Source organism: Bacillus sp. AFS031507 (genome assembly GCF_002584635.1).
Taxonomy (GTDB): domain Bacteria; phylum Bacillota; class Bacilli; order Bacillales; family Cytobacillaceae; genus Neobacillus.
On sequence record NZ_NUOW01000006.1, the window covers coordinates 1 to 18061 of the forward strand.

Annotated in this window: 14 protein-coding genes and 1 other annotated feature; of the genes, 6 read left to right on the forward strand and 8 right to left on the reverse strand. The window is 39.8% G+C overall.

Annotated features, from left to right (window positions below):
* Together COE25_RS06870 and proS are read right to left on the reverse strand one after the other, a co-directional pair.
* A partial coding sequence (locus tag COE25_RS06870; RefSeq protein WP_218964317.1) for a hypothetical protein occupies window positions 1-593 on the reverse strand: 593 nt, incomplete at its 3' end.
* A 189-nt stretch (window positions 594-782) separates the two neighbouring features.
* Window positions 783-2213, reverse strand: coding sequence for a proline--tRNA ligase (proS, locus tag COE25_RS06875; RefSeq protein ID WP_088086811.1), 1431 nt, complete (start codon window positions 2211-2213; stop codon window positions 783-785).
* Window positions 2214-2291: 78 nt separating this feature from the next.
* Window positions 2292-2508: a binding site (T-box leader), on the reverse strand.
* A 152-nt stretch (window positions 2509-2660) separates the two neighbouring features.
* Between proS and COE25_RS31395 the strand changes: the two genes are divergently transcribed.
* Complete coding sequence (locus tag COE25_RS31395; RefSeq protein ID WP_256942324.1) at window positions 2661-2792, forward strand: hypothetical protein; 132 nt, start codon at window positions 2661-2663, stop codon at window positions 2790-2792.
* 166 nt (window positions 2793-2958) lie between these two features.
* Window positions 2959-3852, forward strand: coding sequence for a cupredoxin domain-containing protein (locus COE25_RS06880; protein WP_098932046.1), 894 nt, complete (start codon window positions 2959-2961; stop codon window positions 3850-3852).
* 59 nt (window positions 3853-3911) lie between these two features.
* On the opposite strand, the gene COE25_RS06885 is transcribed toward COE25_RS06880, so the two are convergent.
* The 3 genes from COE25_RS06885 to COE25_RS06895 form a co-directional block, all read right to left on the reverse strand.
* Window positions 3912-5174, reverse strand: a complete 1263-nt coding sequence (locus COE25_RS06885) for a sensor histidine kinase (RefSeq protein ID WP_098932047.1) — start codon at window positions 5172-5174, stop codon at window positions 3912-3914.
* 9 nt (window positions 5175-5183) lie between these two features.
* Window positions 5184-5855 carry a response regulator transcription factor gene (locus COE25_RS06890; RefSeq protein WP_088086808.1) on the reverse strand — a complete coding sequence of 224 codons (672 nt, stop codon included), beginning with the start codon at window positions 5853-5855 and terminating at the stop codon, window positions 5184-5186.
* Window positions 5856-5983: 128 nt separating this feature from the next.
* A complete protein-coding gene (locus COE25_RS06895) occupies window positions 5984-6949 on the reverse strand; it encodes an efflux RND transporter periplasmic adaptor subunit (protein WP_098932048.1) in 966 nt (321 codons plus the stop codon).
* Between the two features lie 279 nt (window positions 6950-7228).
* On the opposite strand from COE25_RS06895, the gene COE25_RS32080 reads away from it, so the two are divergent.
* Entirely contained in the window at window positions 7229-8644 is a 1416-nt protein-coding gene (locus tag COE25_RS32080) for a TerD family protein (protein ID WP_098932049.1), read from the forward strand.
* Window positions 8645-8688: 44 nt separating this feature from the next.
* Here the strand turns inward: COE25_RS32080 and selB are convergent, their stop codons facing one another.
* Window positions 8689-10572 carry a selenocysteine-specific translation elongation factor gene (gene selB, locus COE25_RS06905; protein WP_098932050.1) on the reverse strand — a complete coding sequence of 628 codons (1884 nt, stop codon included), beginning with the start codon at window positions 10570-10572 and terminating at the stop codon, window positions 8689-8691.
* 257 nt (window positions 10573-10829) lie between these two features.
* On the opposite strand from selB, the gene COE25_RS06910 reads away from it, so the two are divergent.
* The 3 genes from COE25_RS06910 (at window position 10830) to COE25_RS06920 (ending at window position 13483) form a co-directional block, all read left to right on the forward strand.
* On the forward strand, window positions 10830-11276 hold the full coding sequence (locus COE25_RS06910; RefSeq protein ID WP_098932051.1) for a DUF6897 domain-containing protein: 447 nt from the start codon (window positions 10830-10832) through the stop codon (window positions 11274-11276).
* Window positions 11277-11475: 199 nt separating this feature from the next.
* The gene (locus tag COE25_RS06915; protein ID WP_098932052.1) at window positions 11476-13131 is read left to right on the forward strand and encodes an FAD-binding dehydrogenase; all 1656 of its coding nucleotides are present in this window, start codon (window positions 11476-11478) and stop codon (window positions 13129-13131) included.
* 34 nt (window positions 13132-13165) lie between these two features.
* On the forward strand, window positions 13166-13483 hold the full coding sequence (locus tag COE25_RS06920) for a putative quinol monooxygenase (RefSeq protein WP_098932053.1): 318 nt from the start codon (window positions 13166-13168) through the stop codon (window positions 13481-13483).
* Window positions 13484-13589: 106 nt separating this feature from the next.
* Here COE25_RS06920 and COE25_RS06925 read toward each other — a convergent pair whose 3' ends face one another.
* Window positions 13590-16727, reverse strand: coding sequence for an AAA family ATPase (locus COE25_RS06925; RefSeq protein ID WP_098932054.1), 3138 nt, complete (start codon window positions 16725-16727; stop codon window positions 13590-13592).
* Window positions 16724-17869 (reverse strand): exonuclease SbcCD subunit D, encoded by a 1146-nt coding sequence (locus COE25_RS06930; protein WP_088086800.1) that lies wholly within the window; start codon window positions 17867-17869, stop codon window positions 16724-16726. The genes COE25_RS06925 and COE25_RS06930 overlap by 4 nt, the downstream gene beginning before the upstream one ends.
* Window positions 17870-18061 lie beyond the last annotated feature (192 nt).

Sequence of the window (18061 nt, forward strand, 5' to 3'; positions counted from 1 at the left end):
AAATCGCAGCCGGCTTCCTTGTCACCTTGAACCTGTTTTTGTTTTGGTACTTCTACTGCTATATGCATCCAGTAGTGATTTTTGTGCCAAACGATTTCGGCACTTTTTATCGTATGGAAATCAATGTGCTTCGGTTGAGGAATCACTAAGGGGGATTGTTGTTTTCCATTGCTAAACCTGAGCTTTTTACCGAACAATTTAATCGCAGTTTTTTTATATTTAACCGAAAAGAACTTTTTGTATTTCCAAGGGTACCGCCATTGTTTCTCACCTTTTGCCCGTAACTCCCTTGTTCTTTTGCATGTTTCTTCATGTAACTCAATGATGGATTGAATCGTTTGCGAGTGTAATTTATGTGTGGTGGCATTGTACCATTGCTTTTTTTCAGATGCACTTGTCCAAACCTTATATGCATCATATAGCCACCAATGGAGATCTAAGCAGTCATTCCACAAATTTGCTGCTTCCTTACGTAGAGTATCGACTAATCTTCTGTCCTCGCTGGTTAAACGGAGCGGAAATTTCCGAATGACAATATCTCCTTTCGATTCTTTTTTCTTCTGTTCTTTCATGTTCTTTTTATGAGGTTCCATTTCTTTATTCACCCCTTCACAGAACATTTGTTCTGTATATTTATTATACTACTATGGAATAGAAATTGATAGTAAAAAGAAAAAAATATGGCTTATATCCCTATTTCTGAAGAAAGAGGTTTTACGCCACTATTTGATAAAATAAAAAAGACTCTTCCTAACCAGGAAGAGCCCGAAAGTTTGCTATTTTTAGTATGCTTTTGCCCAATAAACCATTTTATTGGCTTCTTTTCCACAGCATACACATTTGTCAGATACTTTTTCTTGCTCGAATGGCAAACATCTAGATGTTGCCCCTGTATCTTCTTTAATTTTTTCCTCACAAGCTAATTCGCCGCACCACATGGCCTTGATAAAACCTGGTTTTGCTTCGAGTGATTGCTTTAACTCATCAAGTGTTACAGCAACAGTGGTTCTTTCTTCACGATGAGTAAGTGCTTTATTATATAAATTTGTTTGAATTTCATCTAATAACTCAACAAGCTTCGTTTCTAATTGGTCGAGCGGAACAAACACTTTCTCTAAAGTATCGCGTCTTACTAAAACCACTTGCTTGTTTTCGATATCTTTAGGTCCCACCTCTAGACGGACTGGAATACCTTTCATTTCATACTCATTGAACTTCCAGCCTGGCTTTTTATCACTAGCATCGATCCCTACACGTACAACACTTGATAAAGTCTCTTTTAACTCATAGGCAAAATCAAGAACGCCTTCTTTATGCTGAGCAATCGGCACAATCATCACTTGAGTTGGTGCAGCTTTTGGAGGAATCACAAGGCCGCGGTCATCGCCATGCACCATGATTAAGGCACCGATAATCCTTGTGGTGAAACCCCAAGAGGTTTGATGCACATATTGGAGCTTTCCTTCTTTGTCTGTATATTGAATGTTAAATGCCTCGGCAAATCCTGTGCCGAAGTGGTGGGATGTACCAGACTGTAATGCTTTTCCATCATGCATTAAGCTTTCTATCGTAAAAGTAGCTTTCGCACCTGCAAACTTTTCTTTTTCCGTTTTTTGTCCTTTTACAACTGGAATCGCAAGGATTTCTTCACAAACTGCGGCATAAACATTTAGCATTTTAATGGTTTCTTCCATAGCCTCTTCGTCAGTTGCATGCGCGGTATGACCTTCCTGCCATAAAAACTCTAATGTCCGTAAGAATGGACGGGTTGTTTTTTCCCAACGGACCACGTTTGCCCATTGGTTATAAAGCTTTGGCAGATCTCTGTAAGAATGGATGATGTTACTATAATGCTCGCAAAAAAGAACCTCTGATGTAGGGCGGACAACTAATCGTTCTGCCAGCGGTTCAGATCCGCCATGTGTGACCCACGCCACTTCTGGTGCAAAACCTTCAACATGATCTTTTTCTTTTTGCAGCAAGCTTTCAGGAATAAACAAAGGCATATAAACATTTTCATGCCCCGTTTCTTTTATACGGCGATCCAATTCATTTTTTATATTATCCCATAAAGCATAACCATATGGTCGAATAATCATCGAGCCACGAACACTTGAATAATCAATTAAGTCAGCTTTTGTTACCACATCGGTATACCACTGGGCGAAATCATCGTCCATTGCAGTTACATCTTTTACAAATTCTTTTGCCATGTTTGACACCTCATTAAATTTTTTTAAATAAGTAACGGTCGCTTCCGCATTTCTACACAAAAAGGCCTTGATCCTCAAAAAAGGGACCAAGGCCTGGCGGTACCACCCTAAATTCATAAAGCAAAAAGCTTTATACACTTTCAATGATAACGGACATTATCCGCATGTATCTTCATATGTATCCGATACAGAACTCAGAGGCAGGTTCAAATGACCGTCTTAAGAAACCTCGCACCATTGGTTTCCTCTCTTGGTAAGACCTTTTCACTTTACTAATCCCCGTCACAGTTTCAATAGTATTTTTGAAAATTATATATTTCATTATAAAAAAAGTCAATTTTTTTATGGAATATATTGCTGAAGCGAGCAATTTTCTTTCAAATTTACTTTAAACGTCTAAATAAATCAGTTAAAATGCTAGTAATTAGAAAAAATGGGGTGGCTTACTTGGAAAAAGAAAAGGATGATCTCCAACAAGAGGAAGAAGAAAAAGAATTTCTGCTTGAATATATCAAAATGCAGAATGAGGCCATGAAAAGAATTTATAAAAATACCCTTGATAAAGAAAATAAAGAATAAAATCGATCTCCTACTATTCCATATCCTAATTTAACCTCAATAATATTCATAAAACGTTCATATTAATCACTAAAAATACAAATTTGAATGGGTCATTTCCATTTATAATACTCATATGTTGTAAATTATTTAATGAATAAAACATACACATCTGAGGAGACATAAAATGAATATTTTTGCGATTATTTCGGCGATTGTAGTTGCCATTGGTACCGGATATTCCATTTATTCTGTTTACCGTCATAAAAATAAGCTAGCCAATACATCTGGGATTATGATTAGTATGGTCATTGCGGTAATCACAGGGTTACTGACCGGCAGTATCATTGGCATCATTTCCGCTGAGATTTTTCTAGTAGTCGGAGTCAGTATGATTATTGGTTTCGTCGTAGGGTTCTTAGCTGGACACCCCGTTGGAATATTAGCCATCCTAATGGGATCAATTTCTGGTTTAATGGGCGGGATCATTGGAGCTATTCTCGGTGCCTTTCTTCAATTTATTAATCCTACTATTTTACTTGGAATCTTGTTAGGTTTTTATATATTAATTATCGGATTCGTAATCATGTATATTTTCGTGGAATCGAATAATAAATTATCCCTTGATACACAAGAGCTCTCACCCTTTGCGATCATCGCAGGAGGCGTTGTGATAGTATCATTATTTTTATTTATGTACAGCAGTGATATGGTCGAAATTCCAGGTCAAAGTAAAACAACTCAAGCAACAACTCAACAAGCTGCTACTAGTCAAGAGGTTCCCAAAACGGAAGTTGATGTGACAAAGGAAAGCAAGCCACTTGTAAAGATGGAAGTAACCACACAGGGGTACACGCCTAATGTTATTCGAGTGAAAAAGGGTGTACCAGTAGAACTAGAAATTAAAAATCCATTGGATAGTAGTAATTGTATATCCACCTTTATGATTCCTGATTTTAATATTAACAATGTCAACCTAAAAACTGGAACAACAAAACTAACCTTAACTCCGGATAAGTCCGGAGAATATACATTTAGCTGCGGGATGCAAATGTTTAAAGGGACAATTATTGTTGAATAAGAATGCAAAAAGCACACGACAACTTCATTCGTGTGCTTTTTGTTTAGAAAAAAACAAATTCAATTTTTTTGAGTTTTTGGAAAAGTAATTTCAATTGTTGTCCCTTTTCCAAGGGTGCTTTGTACCTTTATTTTTCCATGATGCTTCTCAATAATCCACTTGGCAATCGACAGGCCCAATCCTGTTCCCTCGGCAGCCGTTCTAGCTTTATCGCTTTGATAGAAGCGGTCAAAGATTTTAGGGATATCCATTTCAGGAATACCAATTCCGTTATCTTTTACTTTAAGGAAAATAGACGAATGAGTATGTCCACACGAAAGCAGGATCTCTCCTCCTTCAATCGTATATTTCATCGCATTGTCCAGTAGTATGACGATAAGTTGATGAATTCTCGCTTTATCACCAAAAAAGGTAACAGGTTCAGCTGCTTCTAACCGAAGTGATTTTTCTTGATACATAACAATTTCTTCGTATTGTTGATGGATTTCTTTTAAAAGTTCATTTAGATGGAACGTTTCCTTTTTCACTTCAATTTGGTCAGAATCCGATCTCGCCAATGTCAATAAGTTGGTGACTAATTTGGAAAGTCGCCTAGATTCATTTGAAATCGTTGATACATCAAGAATTTTGTCCTGTATCGTTGCAGCAGGAGATCGAAATAGTAAATCCGTTTTTGCTTGGATGACGGCTAATGGGGTTCTTAACTCATGCGAAGCATCGGAAACAAATTCTGTCTGCTTTTGCCAAGCCTTTTTAATCGGGACAAGTGCCTTTCCCGCTAAAAAATAACCAGAAGCAACTGCACAAATGATTCCAACTCCCATACCAATCAGCATTATCAACAATAATCTTTCAAGTAATTTTTGTTCAGAGTTTACATTACGGATGAATTGAACAGTGATTTTTCCTAATTGAGGATGATCAACTTCAAAGGCAATATACCTAAACGAAAAACCTTCTACATCAACATCCTTTAGGGTATTTAATGTTTTGGGGCGAATCAGGTTCTCATTATCTTGAAAAATTTCAGAATCACGGTTTTGATCCAACAAGAGCTGATTATTTTCATCCCAGATTAGGGTCAATATCCGGGGATCTCTCCTGATAAATCTTGGAATAGGCCCCCCATCGTCCTCACGAATTTCACCTGGTCCCCCCGGCTGCTTTTGAAAATGTTCAATCGATTCATGGAGCGATTGGTTTACATCCCTATATAATTTATTCTCTGTGTAAAAATAAATAACGCTTCCGAGTGCGCTGATAAGTACAATAAAGACCAATGAATTTAAAAATGTCAGCTTAATAAGTGTTTGCCGAAACATGAGATGCCCCTATTCTTCGTTCAACATGTAGCCTACGCCACGAATGGTTTTAATATCGGTATGATAGCCTGATGGTTCTAATTTTTTACGGAGGTGGTGCATGAATACCTCAACTATAGCGATTGTTGTATCCGAATCAAAGCCCCATACACGGTCATAGATTTGCTCTTTCGTTAGGATGGCGCCCTTATTCTGAATCAGAAATTCTAATAACTCATATTGCTTGGCCGTGAGTTTTAACTGCTCATCATCGACGACAATATCTCTTTCCTTCCCTAGCAATTCAATGCCGCGAAATTGAATGGTTTGATTGGTTGTTAAGCTGCCACTTCTTCTTAATAAGGCACGGATTCTGGCTTTCAATTCTGCTGCTTGAAATGGTTTAACTAAATAATCATCTCCCCCGCTATCTAAGCCTTTGACACGATCTTCGAGGGAATCCCTTGCAGTAAGGAATAGGACAGGAATCTTTAATCCTTCCTTTCGAATCGTACGTAAAACTTCGAACCCATCAATCTCAGGAATCATGACATCTAATACAATAACATCATGGATATTCTGCATCGCTAAAAATAAGGCATCCTCACCATTGGATGCTTGATCCACTTCAAACTCATCTGATAAAAGCTGAACAATCGATTCCAATAAAGGAAGATTATCCTCCACAACTAATAAGCGCATTGTCGATCTCTCCTAAGTTTGTATCTAAAAATAATTATATAGCAAATAAAGCAATCGTAACAAAGGACATGTCCGCTGTTTACCTTTCATTTAAAAGAGATGTTTGGGAAGCTAAAATTACCTCCTGCTTAGTTTCCACCCCTACCGCCAAATTTTCCTTGACCTCCAAAATTCCGGTTCATTCCGCCCACGTTTCCGATTCCACCAAAAACACTGCTTTGGGAATTACTACTTGAATTATTTGACGAGCTCGCTTTTGCTAATTGAGGTAATTTTACTGTTTCTCCTTCCGATACTCCTTTTGTTATTTCCACATAATCTTCATTTGCGATGCCCGTTTGAACTATATTTTCCTCTGCTCCTGAGGTGTCACTATCTGTGCTCTTCGAATTGACTATGACATATTTCTTCTTGTTTGATGTGTATACAGCATCAAGTGGAACATAAAGGGCATTAACTTTACTTTCTGTTAAGATTCTTGCTTCCGCACTCATCCCGACTTTAAGCTGATCTGGTTTGTCAATATGAATGGTAACATCGAAAGTGGAGACTCCGTTCGATGATGTTCCTTCTTCAGAAATGGTAGATACTTTACCAGTAAATACTTGATCAGGAAATGCATTAATGGTTAGGTCAACTGGCTGGTTCTTTTTAATTTTGGATATATCAAGCTCATCAATTTGGACCACGGTTTGTAATTGCTTATAGTTTGTTACATGGGCAACAACTTGTCCATTTGTTACTGGCTCTCCTGCGGAAACTGCGAATGTCGTAAGAACACCAGTGGCGGGAGCTGTTATAGGGTCACTTCCATCCGAAAAAGTAATTAATTCATCTCCTTTGGTTACGTTCTCCCCCACAGCTGCAAGTACTTCATCAACTTCATTATTATTAAACGTTGATTTAATATCTTCACTCGTTACCGCTTGAACTGTCCCCGAACCACTAATGTTGACGTTTAACGTCCCTTTTTGAACAACCGCTGTTCTGACTTGAGCTGACACCGTTTGTGTACCTAACTTTAATGAATCCCATCGATAACCAACGAAACCAACAACGAGTACACTGCCTACAATAATTATCCATTTTTTCATCTATACTTGCTCCTTTTCCTTCCTGAATTCCTCCCAGGAAGCCAAATAATCTAATCTACACCCATTATTATGTTTATTTCTTAACTTTTCCTTAATTGAGAGTAAGATTGATCAGCCTGCTTTTTTATGGGTTTATATATTTTTGAAACTTTTTCACACCTGTATCGTACATACAGTGTGGTATAAACAATGAAGAAACTTATCTGTCATGAAATTTTTCCCTTTTTCAAAAATACATTTATAATGTACATATGAAAATAATCAAGAGGAGTGAAAAAAGTGGGTGTTACACTAAGCAAGGGGCAAAAAGTAGATTTAACAAAATCTCACCCTGGACTGCAAAACGTCGTTGTCGGCTTGGGTTGGAACATTAGTCAACAAGGGTCCAATTTTGATTTAGATGCTTCTGCATTTTTATTAGGGCAAACTGGAAAAGTGAACAGTGACCAGGATTTTGTGTTTTATAATAATCCGGCAGGTGGAAATGGCTCCATTATCTATAGCGGTGACAATCGAACTGGTGAAGGAGCCCAGGATGATGAGCAGATCAGGATTGATTTAAAAAAGGTTCCTTCCCAAATTCATCGGATTGCTTTTACAATTACGATCCATGATGCTCAAGCGAAACGGCAAAATTTCGGACAAATTTCTGATTCTTATGTGCGTATTTTTAATGAGCAAACAAATGAAGAATTATTGAGATTTAACCTTGGACGGGATTTCACGGTTGAAACAGCAATTGTGGCAGCGGAGCTCTACCGTCATAACGGTGAATGGAAGTTTAATGCAATTGCCAGTGGCTTCCAAGGAGGATTAGCTGCTTTATGTGGTAACTTTGGTATTACCGTTGACGACCCACCTGCAAGTGTGCAAACACCGCCGCCGTCTCAGCCAACAAGTTACCAATCAAGCCCTAATTCATATCAACCAAACCAATCAAGCTCAAATTCGTATCAGCAGCCCATTCATCTTCAGCCAGAATCGACTTATCAGCAGCAGCCTGCATACGGATATCCGACACAGTCCTATCCTGCTTCAGCAAATTCTCACCAATCGTATGGTGGAGATGATATCATTTGTCCACGCTGCCATTCCTCAAATGTCAGGACAGGAAAGAAAGGGTTCGGTCTTGGTAAAGCAGCAATAGGCGGGTTAATCCTTGGCCCTGTCGGTTTACTGGGTGGTTTTATTGGAAAAAATCAACTAAAGTTCTCATGTAATAGCTGTGGCAACAACTGGTCCCCTTCGCAAACAGATTACGCGGAGTGGGCAAACAATCAAAAGAAAAAAGCACAAGAACTTTTTAATCGATATAAAAGCCAGGATGTACTCGAAGCAGTGGTCGCAGCCTGTGCATTAGTGGCGATGGCAGACGGGTACTTGGATGCTTCTGAACGCCAGAAAATGACTGAGTTCGTCCATCAAAGTGAAGAATTACGAGTGTTTGATACAAATAAGGTCCTCCAAAAATTCAATATGTTTGTTTCTAGAATAGAAAATGATCGGATGCTTGGTCGTGCCGAGGCATTTCGTGCCCTTGGAAAAATCAGAACTAAGCCAGAAATTGCTCGTCTTGTCGCTCGTTATTGCATCGCCATTGGCTATGCAGATGGAAATTTTGACAACAATGAAAAACAAATGGTTAGCGATATCTGTCGTGAACTCGGCCTAAACCCTGCAGAGTTTCTATCTTAAAAAGAAAAAAGCCTCTTTCCCATCAAAGGATCGAGGCTTTTTGTCTATTTTTTCCAAATTCGCTTATTTTCCACTCGCTTTGTAAATCCTAATGCATCTAATTTTTCTAAAAACGGAATCATGTATTTTCGTGACAGTTCAAGAACATCTTTTGCATCCCCGACCTCAAATTCAGAACCTGAATGGCTGCGCAGTTTATCCACGGCTTGTTTAAATACTTCCCCATGATAAGCAAACTGTACATCCAATTGGATAAGTAGTTCTTCCTCTTCAAGAAAGCGTCGTAAATCAGCTTCAAGATTGTCAGGAATACCGGCATCAGCAAAATATTCCTTTAGGTTACGAACCTTTAATCCGTCCCTCTGCAATCCATTAATTAGATTTTCAGTCCGCTTCGCCCAGTTTTTTGGTACATGTGGTACAAAACTTGCCAACGAAACAAACTGTCCTTTTCTGTGAAAAATATGATTTGTCATTCCATTTTCCAAAACATAATCTAGCAGTGATTTAGGAAATCTTTTTTGCATTGTTTGCAATAGCTCTGCTTTATTGATCCCAATCTTCATCGAATGAAGTTGATGATAATCCTGCAATCTATCAAAGATATCTTCCTCTATCGAATCGATCAACTGCTGGAGTGTATACTCTTTTCCATCATATAAAACAAATTCTGCTTCCGATAAGTGCTCAATTAAGGTAGCTTCATCTAGGGAAGTTCGTTTGATCAACTCATGTAGGGGTAAACTTTTCGCTTCCATTAAAGCAGCAGAAATTCGCTCGTTCGGTGTGCCGACTTTTTTCTTTTCAAGATCCTCGATGGTTTGATTGCCGAACCGGTATTTATCTCCGCGTGGGTCAATCACCCACCCCCCGCCAATCGTCTCTTGCGGGCTTGGCCTGCGTAGAATAAAGCGGTCACCTCGTTTTGTAAGAATTTCATCCTCAAGCCTCAGTTGGCAAAGGATTTCACCATTTTCTTCCTTGATTTCATTGCGGTCAAAAAAGACAATCCGCCCCATTACCTCAGCTGTTCCAAGATGAAGCTTAATTGGCATCCGCTGTTTAACTATATGCTCTAGGTCCTCAACCACACGAATAGCAACATCCAAAGTCTTCGTAACAAGGAAATGTTCAGACGACACAAGCACATCTCCACGTTCTACCTCTTCCTTTGCAACACTTGAAAGGTTAATCGCCGTCCGTTGTCCAGCATAGGCCTTCTCGGCCGGATTATGATGTACTTGAATCTGCCGCGCTCTTACCTCAATACCTTTTGGCATAATCTTAAGTGTTTGTCCCTCTTCGACCGTTCCTTCATAAACAGTACCTCGAACCACAGTCCCCTGACCCTTAACCGTGAATACTTGATCAATCGGCAGACGGAAGGCCCCTTTTGCATCTCGCATTTCTTGTTCTTTTAACATTTTGATGATTAATTCTTTAATTTCTTCGATCCCTTTTTTGGAAAGACTGTCTACTAAAACAAACGGTGCATCCTCAAAGACAGTCCCAGTAAGTTCCTCCAAAATATCATTTTTCACTAGCTCGATAAATTCTTCTTCTACCCGGTCAATTTTTGAAATAGCGATCAAACCATTTTTAACTCCTAAAAATTTCAAGATATCCAAGTGCTCCCTCGTTTGCGGCATAACACCTTCGTCTGCTGCAACGACAAGTACTACTAGATCTATCCCGGCTACACCAGCTATCATCTGCCTGATAAACCGCTCATGTCCTGGAACATCTATTACAGAAATTTGAATTTCATTATCTTCATATAAAGGCGCAAATCCGAGTTCAATTGAAATTTGACGTTCCTTTTCTTCTTTTAAACGATCTGTATCTACATTAGTTAACGCTTTCGTTAACGACGTTTTCCCATGATCTATATGCCCTGCCATACCTATCGTAAAATACCTTTTTTCCAAATTTGCCACCTACTTTATCGTTCTTCCATTCTACTCTAGCCTAGCCTTTATAGCTCTATTGTTCAAGAGTAGATTTTGCAACATCTACTCTTATCTTTCAATCAAAAAATTTAAAGGTTTAAAAAGGGATCATTTTAATTACCTATTTTTCTCTTAAGTTATAAATAAACAGGCTAATTTATTAGGACAACATCATTCCGTGATACATATAGATGCAGTATAGATATAATTAATTATTTTAAGGGGGAAAATTTTTTATGAATAAAGACATCATGAAATGTTTTATAGGTAAAGTAATCAGAATTGATCGAGGTGGACCAGAATCCAGAATTGGGAAGTTACTGGATGTAAGTGACAATCTTATCGTCCTTCTCACGGAAGAAGATGGGGTCGTTTACTTCAATACATCTCATATTAAAAGTTTTACAGATAATATGAAGGAGCAGATGGAATTCAACATTAAAGTTCCAAAAGATTTCAAGTTTAAAAAAGCTGCTAATTTCCAAGACCTTCTTGACACATTGAAATTAAAATGGATAAAAATTAATCGTGGCGGTCCTGAGAAGTTAGAGGGAGTACTCTGTGAGGTAAATAATGATTTTGTGTTTTTGATCAATAATGGGGAAATTGTGCGCCTTTCTATGTCCCACATTAAAAGTATTAGTTATGGAGTAAAAATTGAAAAGGCAAAATCAAAAAAATAAAAGACGCGGCATTAATAATGATAAGAAAAGGATGAACCAGATGAATCATTTCCTCATCCTCTTCTTTTGATCTTTCAATTCGTCAATGGATTCTACCTCCAAAATCCTATGTAAATTATGTTATACTGAATTATATTGATTTTTCAGAAAATAAAACAACACAATAGATAAGTACTTTTAATTAACCGGGGGGATTCATTTGAAATTTGACGTGATCGTGGTTGGTGCAGGTTTAGCTGGTTTAGTGGCTACGGCTGAACTGGCTGAAGCTGGAACAAAAGTGCTGCTGTTAGACCAAGAACCCGAAGCGTCTATCGGTGGACAGGCTTGGTGGTCATTTGGAGGTCTATTTCTCATCGATTCACCCGAACAAAGAAGAATGGGCATCAAGGATTCACGGGAACTTGCCTGGCAGGACTGGTTAGGGGCAGCAGGGTTTGATAGAGAAGAAGATGAGGATTATTGGGGGAAAAAGTGGGCCGAGGCCTATGTTGACTTCGCCGCAGGTGAGAAACGTGAATGGCTGTCAGGGATGGGCGTTCGTTTTTTCCCTGTTGTCGGCTGGGCAGAGCGTGGCGGATATACAGCGGAAGGCCATGGCAATTCAGTGCCCCGCTTTCATATTGTATGGGGAACCGGTCCAGGTCTCGTTAAGCCGTTTGAGGATAGAGTCAGACAGGCAATGGAAAAAGGTCTTGTCGATTATCGCCCACGCCATCGTGTGAATGAATTATTAAAAGAAAATGGTGCCATCATCGGAGTCCGGGGTGAATTACTAGTTCCAAGTACTGCTGCCCGCGGTGAAGCAAGCTCTCGCGAGGTAATTGGAGATTTTGAGTTTCATTCATCCGCCGTAGTGGTGACAAGCGGCGGTATTGGTGGAAACCATGCGTTAATTAGAAAAAATTGGCCGGGACGGCTCGGTAAAGCTCCTCAAAATATGATTTCCGGAGTACCGGAACATGTGGACGGTAGAATGCTTGGAATAACGGAGAAAGCCGGCGGACGTATCGTCAATCGCGACCGGATGTGGCACTATACCGAAGGAATTAAGAACTGGGACCCCGTTTGGCCGATGCATGGTATCCGGATCCTCCCTGGTCCATCCTCGCTTTGGCTCGATGCAAAAGGTAAGCGTTTTCCTGCGCCAAACTTTCCAGGATTTGATACCTTGGGGACCCTTGAAGCGATTATGAAATCCGGCTACGATTACTCCTGGTTCATACTAACACAGAAAATTATTGAAAAGGAGTTTGCCTTATCAGGGTCCGAGCAAAATCCTGATCTGACTGGAAAAAGTATTAAAAAAGTATTAGCCCGTATTCTTCCTGGACCCACTGCACCGGTGAAAGCCTTCATGGATAAGGGAGAGGATTTTGTTATTGCGAATACCCTACCTGAACTTGTTGCTGGGATGAACAAACTTACAGGTGATAACTTACTTAAATTCGCCGAAATCGAACGGCAGGTTCTAGCTAGAGACCGGGAGATAGAAAATAAATTTACAAAGGACCTTCAAATTACCGCTTTGCGTGGGGCTCGAAATTATCTTGGAGATAAACTGATAAGAGTGGCATCCCCGCATCGAATTCTCGATCCAAAGATGGGCCCATTAATCGCTGTCCGGTTAAACATTGTTAGTCGGAAAACGCTGGGCGGTCTGCAGACAGATTTATCCGGCAGAGTCCTCGATTCATCAGGAAATCCTGTTCCAGGTCTATACGCAGCTGGAGAGGTTTCAGGGTTTGGCGGAGGTGGAATTCACGGCTATCGCTCGTTGGAAGGAACATTCGTCGGCGGCTGTTTGTTTACAGGAAGACAGGCTGGACGTACAATTGCTAAAGAATTATCATAGTTACGATGAGAATTTTATTAAAGGAGGTGAAAATATGTCATCATTAGTTTTTATGGCACTTTATCGTCCAAAACCAGGAAATGCAGAAGAATTGAAAGAAGTTCTTAAAGTACATATCCCAACATTAAGAGAAGAAAATTTAATTACAAACAGGGATTTACTAACTCTTCAAGCAGAGGATGGGACGATTATCGAGATCGCTGAATGGGTGTCAACGGAGGCAATTGAAAAAGCACACCAATCGGCTGCTGTCATGGCCGTTTGGGATAAAATTGGTTCCTTAGCAGAATTAACTAGCCTTTCAACACTTGCTGAAGCTCAAGAACGGTTTCCTAATTTTAAGCCTTTTTGAGTAATGGATATTTTTAAAGTCCGTAGAAAAACACAAAAAGCAGTGTGATTTCAAGCCATTGAAATCACACTGCTTTTCGGTTTGGCCATGGGAGGCTACCAATGCATTAATTAGTAAACCTAAATTCCGTCCTGCTGCCCGTCTGGTCTGCCATGACCTCTAGTCTGACATCAATTCGTTCTTTTAGTTCTGGAACGTGCGAGATAATTCCAACCAAGCGGCCGCTGCTCTGAATATCCATTAAGGCTTCAATTGCCTGATCCAGGGACTCAGGATCCAGCGTACCAAAGCCTTCATCGATGAACATCGTTTCTAGCGATACCCCGCCGGCATAATTTTGAACTACATCTGCCAGTCCTAGTGCCAGAGATAAAGAAGCTTTAAAGCTTTCCCCACCCGATAATGTTTTGACATGCCGTTCCTGGCCCGTATACTGGTCAAACACCAGCAATTCCAAACCGCTTTGCGTATTACCTTTGGATCGATCGGTTTTTCTCAGCAATTGAAAACGGCCAGAGGTCATTTTTCGTAAGCGACCGTTGGCTTCTCGTAAAATATCATCAAGAAAAGCCGCCAGCACATACCGTTCAAATGTAATTCGGAAGTTATTTTGACCCTTAGCAATTTCATAAAGATGACCAATTAACTTGTACCGTTCTTCTAAAACCTTCATCTGTTCATTCAAGCTTTCCACCCGGCTGTAAATTTCTTCGTTGTCCCGTTTTTTTACAAATAAATTTGTGCTTTGATGATTAAGTGCCTCGATTTCGCTAGTAATTTTCACTAACTCTTGCTTTAATCCCTCCACATCAGGTGTTTTCACGTCGATTAACAGTTCAGTAAGTTCTTTCAAACGGTCAGAAACCGAGCGTAATTCTTCACGGTAGCTGCGGATTTCTGCTTCAAGGCTGCGAATCTCTCCTTCTGTCCGTTTGGAAGCAGCATACATACCGTATTTTTCAAAGCCCTGCTCTGAAAGTTTGTTAATAAAGATTTCCCTTTCCGTTTCGAGCTCTTTGTGTTTACTTGCATGGTGTTTCTCTGCATCTAGTAATCTTGCCGTTTCATTGGAAAGTTTTTCTTTCACTGCCTGGAAGCGCTGCTGTGCTTCTTCAAGCTGTTTAATTAGTATTTCTTGGCGGTTCCGGGAGACAGAGACAGCCTTTTCGTATTCCGCTTCCGAGCGAAGATTTTCGGGAATGACTTTCATCATCCGTGAAAGATTGGTCTTCTTTTCGGTGAATTGCACCGTTAACTCATTCATTTGAGCAGAAACTTGATGGATGGTGTTTTGTACATTAATTTTTTCAGTTTCTTTGTTTTCTATTTCCAACCTAACCTTTTCAAGCTGTTTAATCTGTTCAGCAAGCTTTCCTTGAATCTGAACAAGCTGGTTCCTTGCAGTGACAGCCTCAATTTTTGCATGAGGTAAATCAGATTCTGTAAAATCTGGCCGATACGTACGTATTTCTTGCAATATTTCATTTACAGCCGCCTTTTGTGCTGCCTCAACTGACTGACTTTGATAAAAAGCAGCTTCATCTGCTGACTTTTCTTTTTCCCATTTGGCAGATTGTGCCTTAGCTGCCTTCATTTCCTCTTCAGTTGGAATACTGTCATCGTGTTGGATTGCTGGTGAAGGATGATGCTCCGAACCGCAAACAGGACAGCCTTGACCTGATTGAAGCCTTGCTGCTAATATCGTTGCCTGCCCGTGCATCCATTTTCTCTCTAAATTTTCAACCATTGCTCTGGCATCAGCAAATCTAGCCGTCGTATTTTCATAACGGGCGGTGATCGCCTTTAGATTTTGTTCAGCCTTTTGATGTTTTCCGAGCAGAGTTTCATATTTTTCATAACGGTCAAGTTCAGCCTTTATTTTTTCAATTCTTCCCTCATTTTCTAAATAAGTCAGCTTTCCTTTTTCAATTTCTTCCTTCTGCCGATTAAGGAATCCTATTTGTCCTCCTAGTTGTTCAAGAAGTTGTTCGGACTGCATATGCTTTTCTTTCGCAGTTTTTAGTTCAGTATCCTTGTTTTGCGTTTCTTTAAGCAATGCGGCAAACGAATAGACATCATCTTTCATATTTACTAATCGATTCACCTCATCAAGGGCCGTCTGGCGCTCACCCTCTCGTTCAAGCTCCCGTTGCAGCTGTTGCTCATGCTGTTTTAAAAGTCCATCCAATTTTTCCATTTCCATTTGAATCGACTTCAAATTTCCCTCGAGTTGATCAACTTCGCGTTTTAAACGGTGGCACAGTTCCTCCTGCTTTGCTAAAAGGGCAGCCTTTTGTGCAAGTTGAACCTGCTTTTCTTTTTCAATAAACACTTCTTTTTGTGAAACTAGGCTGGCCTTTTGCCCCTTTAATTCCTCTTTCATTTGCAGTTGTTTTAAGATCGCTTCTGCTTCAAAAAGCTGCCCCTTAAGTTTGTCCTGTTCCTGTACCCTTCCTTTTAATTGGTGGTTCAGTTGTTCCAACGCTACACCCATGCCGGCAATTTCTGCTTGTAAAAGCGGCATAATGATCGTGTCATTTACAGAATCCGCATCCAGATACCCACGAAGCTCTTCATTTGTTACCGTATGAATGCGTCGAATTGCTTCATTTCTTGATTGTACCTGGTCTTCAACAGTCCTTTTTAACTCCGTTGCTTCTTCCTTCAACTTATCTTCTACCATTTTATATAACTGGGTATGGAACAGGCGCTGCAGGATCACTTCTTTATCCTTACTATCTGAGGTGAGGAGTTTACGGAATTCGCCCTGCGGAATCATTAATATTTGCCGGAATTGATTCGCATCAATAAGCATAATTTCCTTAATTTTTTCCTCAACATCATTGATTTTAGAAGCCAGCAGCTTCTTCTCGCCATTTTCTGTCCACATATATAACTCAGCTTTGGCACCTAATTGTGTATAGCCATCACCTTTTTCTTTCTTCTTCAACTGCTGCGGTGACCTTGTAATCGAATACGCTTTGTTACGAAGGGAAAAATCAAGTGAAACCTCGGTTAATACCTCATCTTTGGCAAACTGGCTGCGAAGTTCGGGACCATTACGATCCTCTCCACTCGCTTTTCCATAAATCGCATAACTGATTGCATCAAAAATGGTTGTTTTTCCGGAACCGGTTTTACCAGAAATGACAAACATCGTACGATTGCCCAGGGCGGTAAAGTCGATTTCTTCATTTCCTGCATAAGGACCGAAAGCTTGCATCGTCAGTTTTAAAGGTTTCATTTCAATCCCTCTTCCCTAAGCACTTTTTCAATTACATCAGTCATTGCCTCTTTTTTATCCATTGAAAATTCAGAGGTTGTCATTTCTGAGTAAAATTGTTCAAACAACTCAAGCTCCGACTTTTTTTCACTTCGAATAGAAGTGAAAGATTGTTTCTTCTTTAAATCGGTAATATCCAGTTTTCTTTCAAGATGGAGGACGTTCGGATACACTTGACGTAACTTATTAATCGGATCGATTAAGGCTCCTTCATCAAGGAGAGTGATTTTTAAATAATCATGCACTGTTTCTTTTTCATAAAAATAAGGATCAAGTAATTCTTCAAGATGTCCTTCTAGTTCACGCATATCATGTTTAGGTTTAAGCGATCGATAACGTTGTGTAAAGTTACCCTTTTCATCCATTTCAATAATGGAGATCGACTTTCTTTGTTTTGCTTCGGAGAAGGAATATTTTAAGAGGGAACCAGAATATTTCACTTTGTGATGGTTAATTGCCTCTGGACTGTGTAAGTGACCCAGTGCGGTATAGGAAAACGGTTCGAACAATTCGGCGCCAACACAACCTGAGCCGCCTACCGATAAGACTCGTTCAGAATCAGAAGTTTGTCCACCTAAAACAAAGGCATGTCCAACCAAAACATTGGGCTCGTTTGGATTAAGGTGTTCCTCCATTTTTCCTATCAGTGCTTTCATCGCTTCTTGATGGGAGTGGATCGAATCATCCTGGAGAAGTTGACGGACCATCCCTGGCTCTGCATAAGGAACTAGATAGAAGTTTACTCCATTGATTTGCACAGGAGTGAAGCTTGTTGATAATTTTCCAGAAAGATAAAATTGGCTGTGCTTATACCATGAACTGCCAAAAGAAAGTCTCTCTGCACTATCATGGTTCCCAGCAATGGCGACAACCGGTGTTTTCAATTCGACATTTATTTTAAAAAGCATTTCATCAAGTAATTCCACGGCATCGGTTGGCGGTACCGAGCGATCATATAAGTCTCCTGCGATGACAACGGCATCGGGCTTTTCTTCAGCAACAATGGCCACAAATTGCTCTAGTACTTCGCGTTGATTCTCTGTCATATATACCCCATGGACTAATTTTCCTAAATGCCAATCAGCTGTATGGATAAATTTCATCTGCTCACCCCAATTTTTTAATCTGCATCTTTTCCAATAATACTATTATAACAAAATACTTTCAGATATGAGCTTGGAAATGCTAGCAGATTACTGGAACAATGGGTATTTTATACTAGAGGTTATTTGAAGGGAATCTATAAAAATGCAAAAAACAGCCCGGAACTAAAGTACCGGGCTGTTATAGTAGAT

What these genes read in the sequence shown, in the direction of transcription:
- proS (WP_088086811.1), bottom strand. Translation starts at nt 2,213, where the DNA reads ATGGCAAAAGAATTTGTAAAAGATGTAACTGCAATGGACGATGATTTC.
- COE25_RS06880 (WP_098932046.1), top strand. Translation starts at nt 2,959, where the DNA reads ATGAATATTTTTGCGATTATTTCGGCGATTGTAGTTGCCATTGGTACC.
- COE25_RS06885 (WP_098932047.1), bottom strand. Translation starts at nt 5,174, where the DNA reads ATGTTTCGGCAAACACTTATTAAGCTGACATTTTTAAATTCATTGGTC.
- COE25_RS06890 (WP_088086808.1), bottom strand. Translation starts at nt 5,855, where the DNA reads ATGCGCTTATTAGTTGTGGAGGATAATCTTCCTTTATTGGAATCGATT.
- COE25_RS06895 (WP_098932048.1), bottom strand. Translation starts at nt 6,949, where the DNA reads ATGAAAAAATGGATAATTATTGTAGGCAGTGTACTCGTTGTTGGTTTC.
- COE25_RS06910 (WP_098932051.1), top strand. Translation starts at nt 10,830, where the DNA reads ATGAATAAAGACATCATGAAATGTTTTATAGGTAAAGTAATCAGAATT.
- COE25_RS06920 (WP_098932053.1), top strand. Translation starts at nt 13,166, where the DNA reads ATGTCATCATTAGTTTTTATGGCACTTTATCGTCCAAAACCAGGAAAT.
- COE25_RS06925 (WP_098932054.1), bottom strand. Translation starts at nt 16,727, where the DNA reads ATGAAACCTTTAAAACTGACGATGCAAGCTTTCGGTCCTTATGCAGGA.
- COE25_RS06930 (WP_088086800.1), bottom strand. Translation starts at nt 17,869, where the DNA reads ATGAAATTTATCCATACAGCTGATTGGCATTTAGGAAAATTAGTCCAT.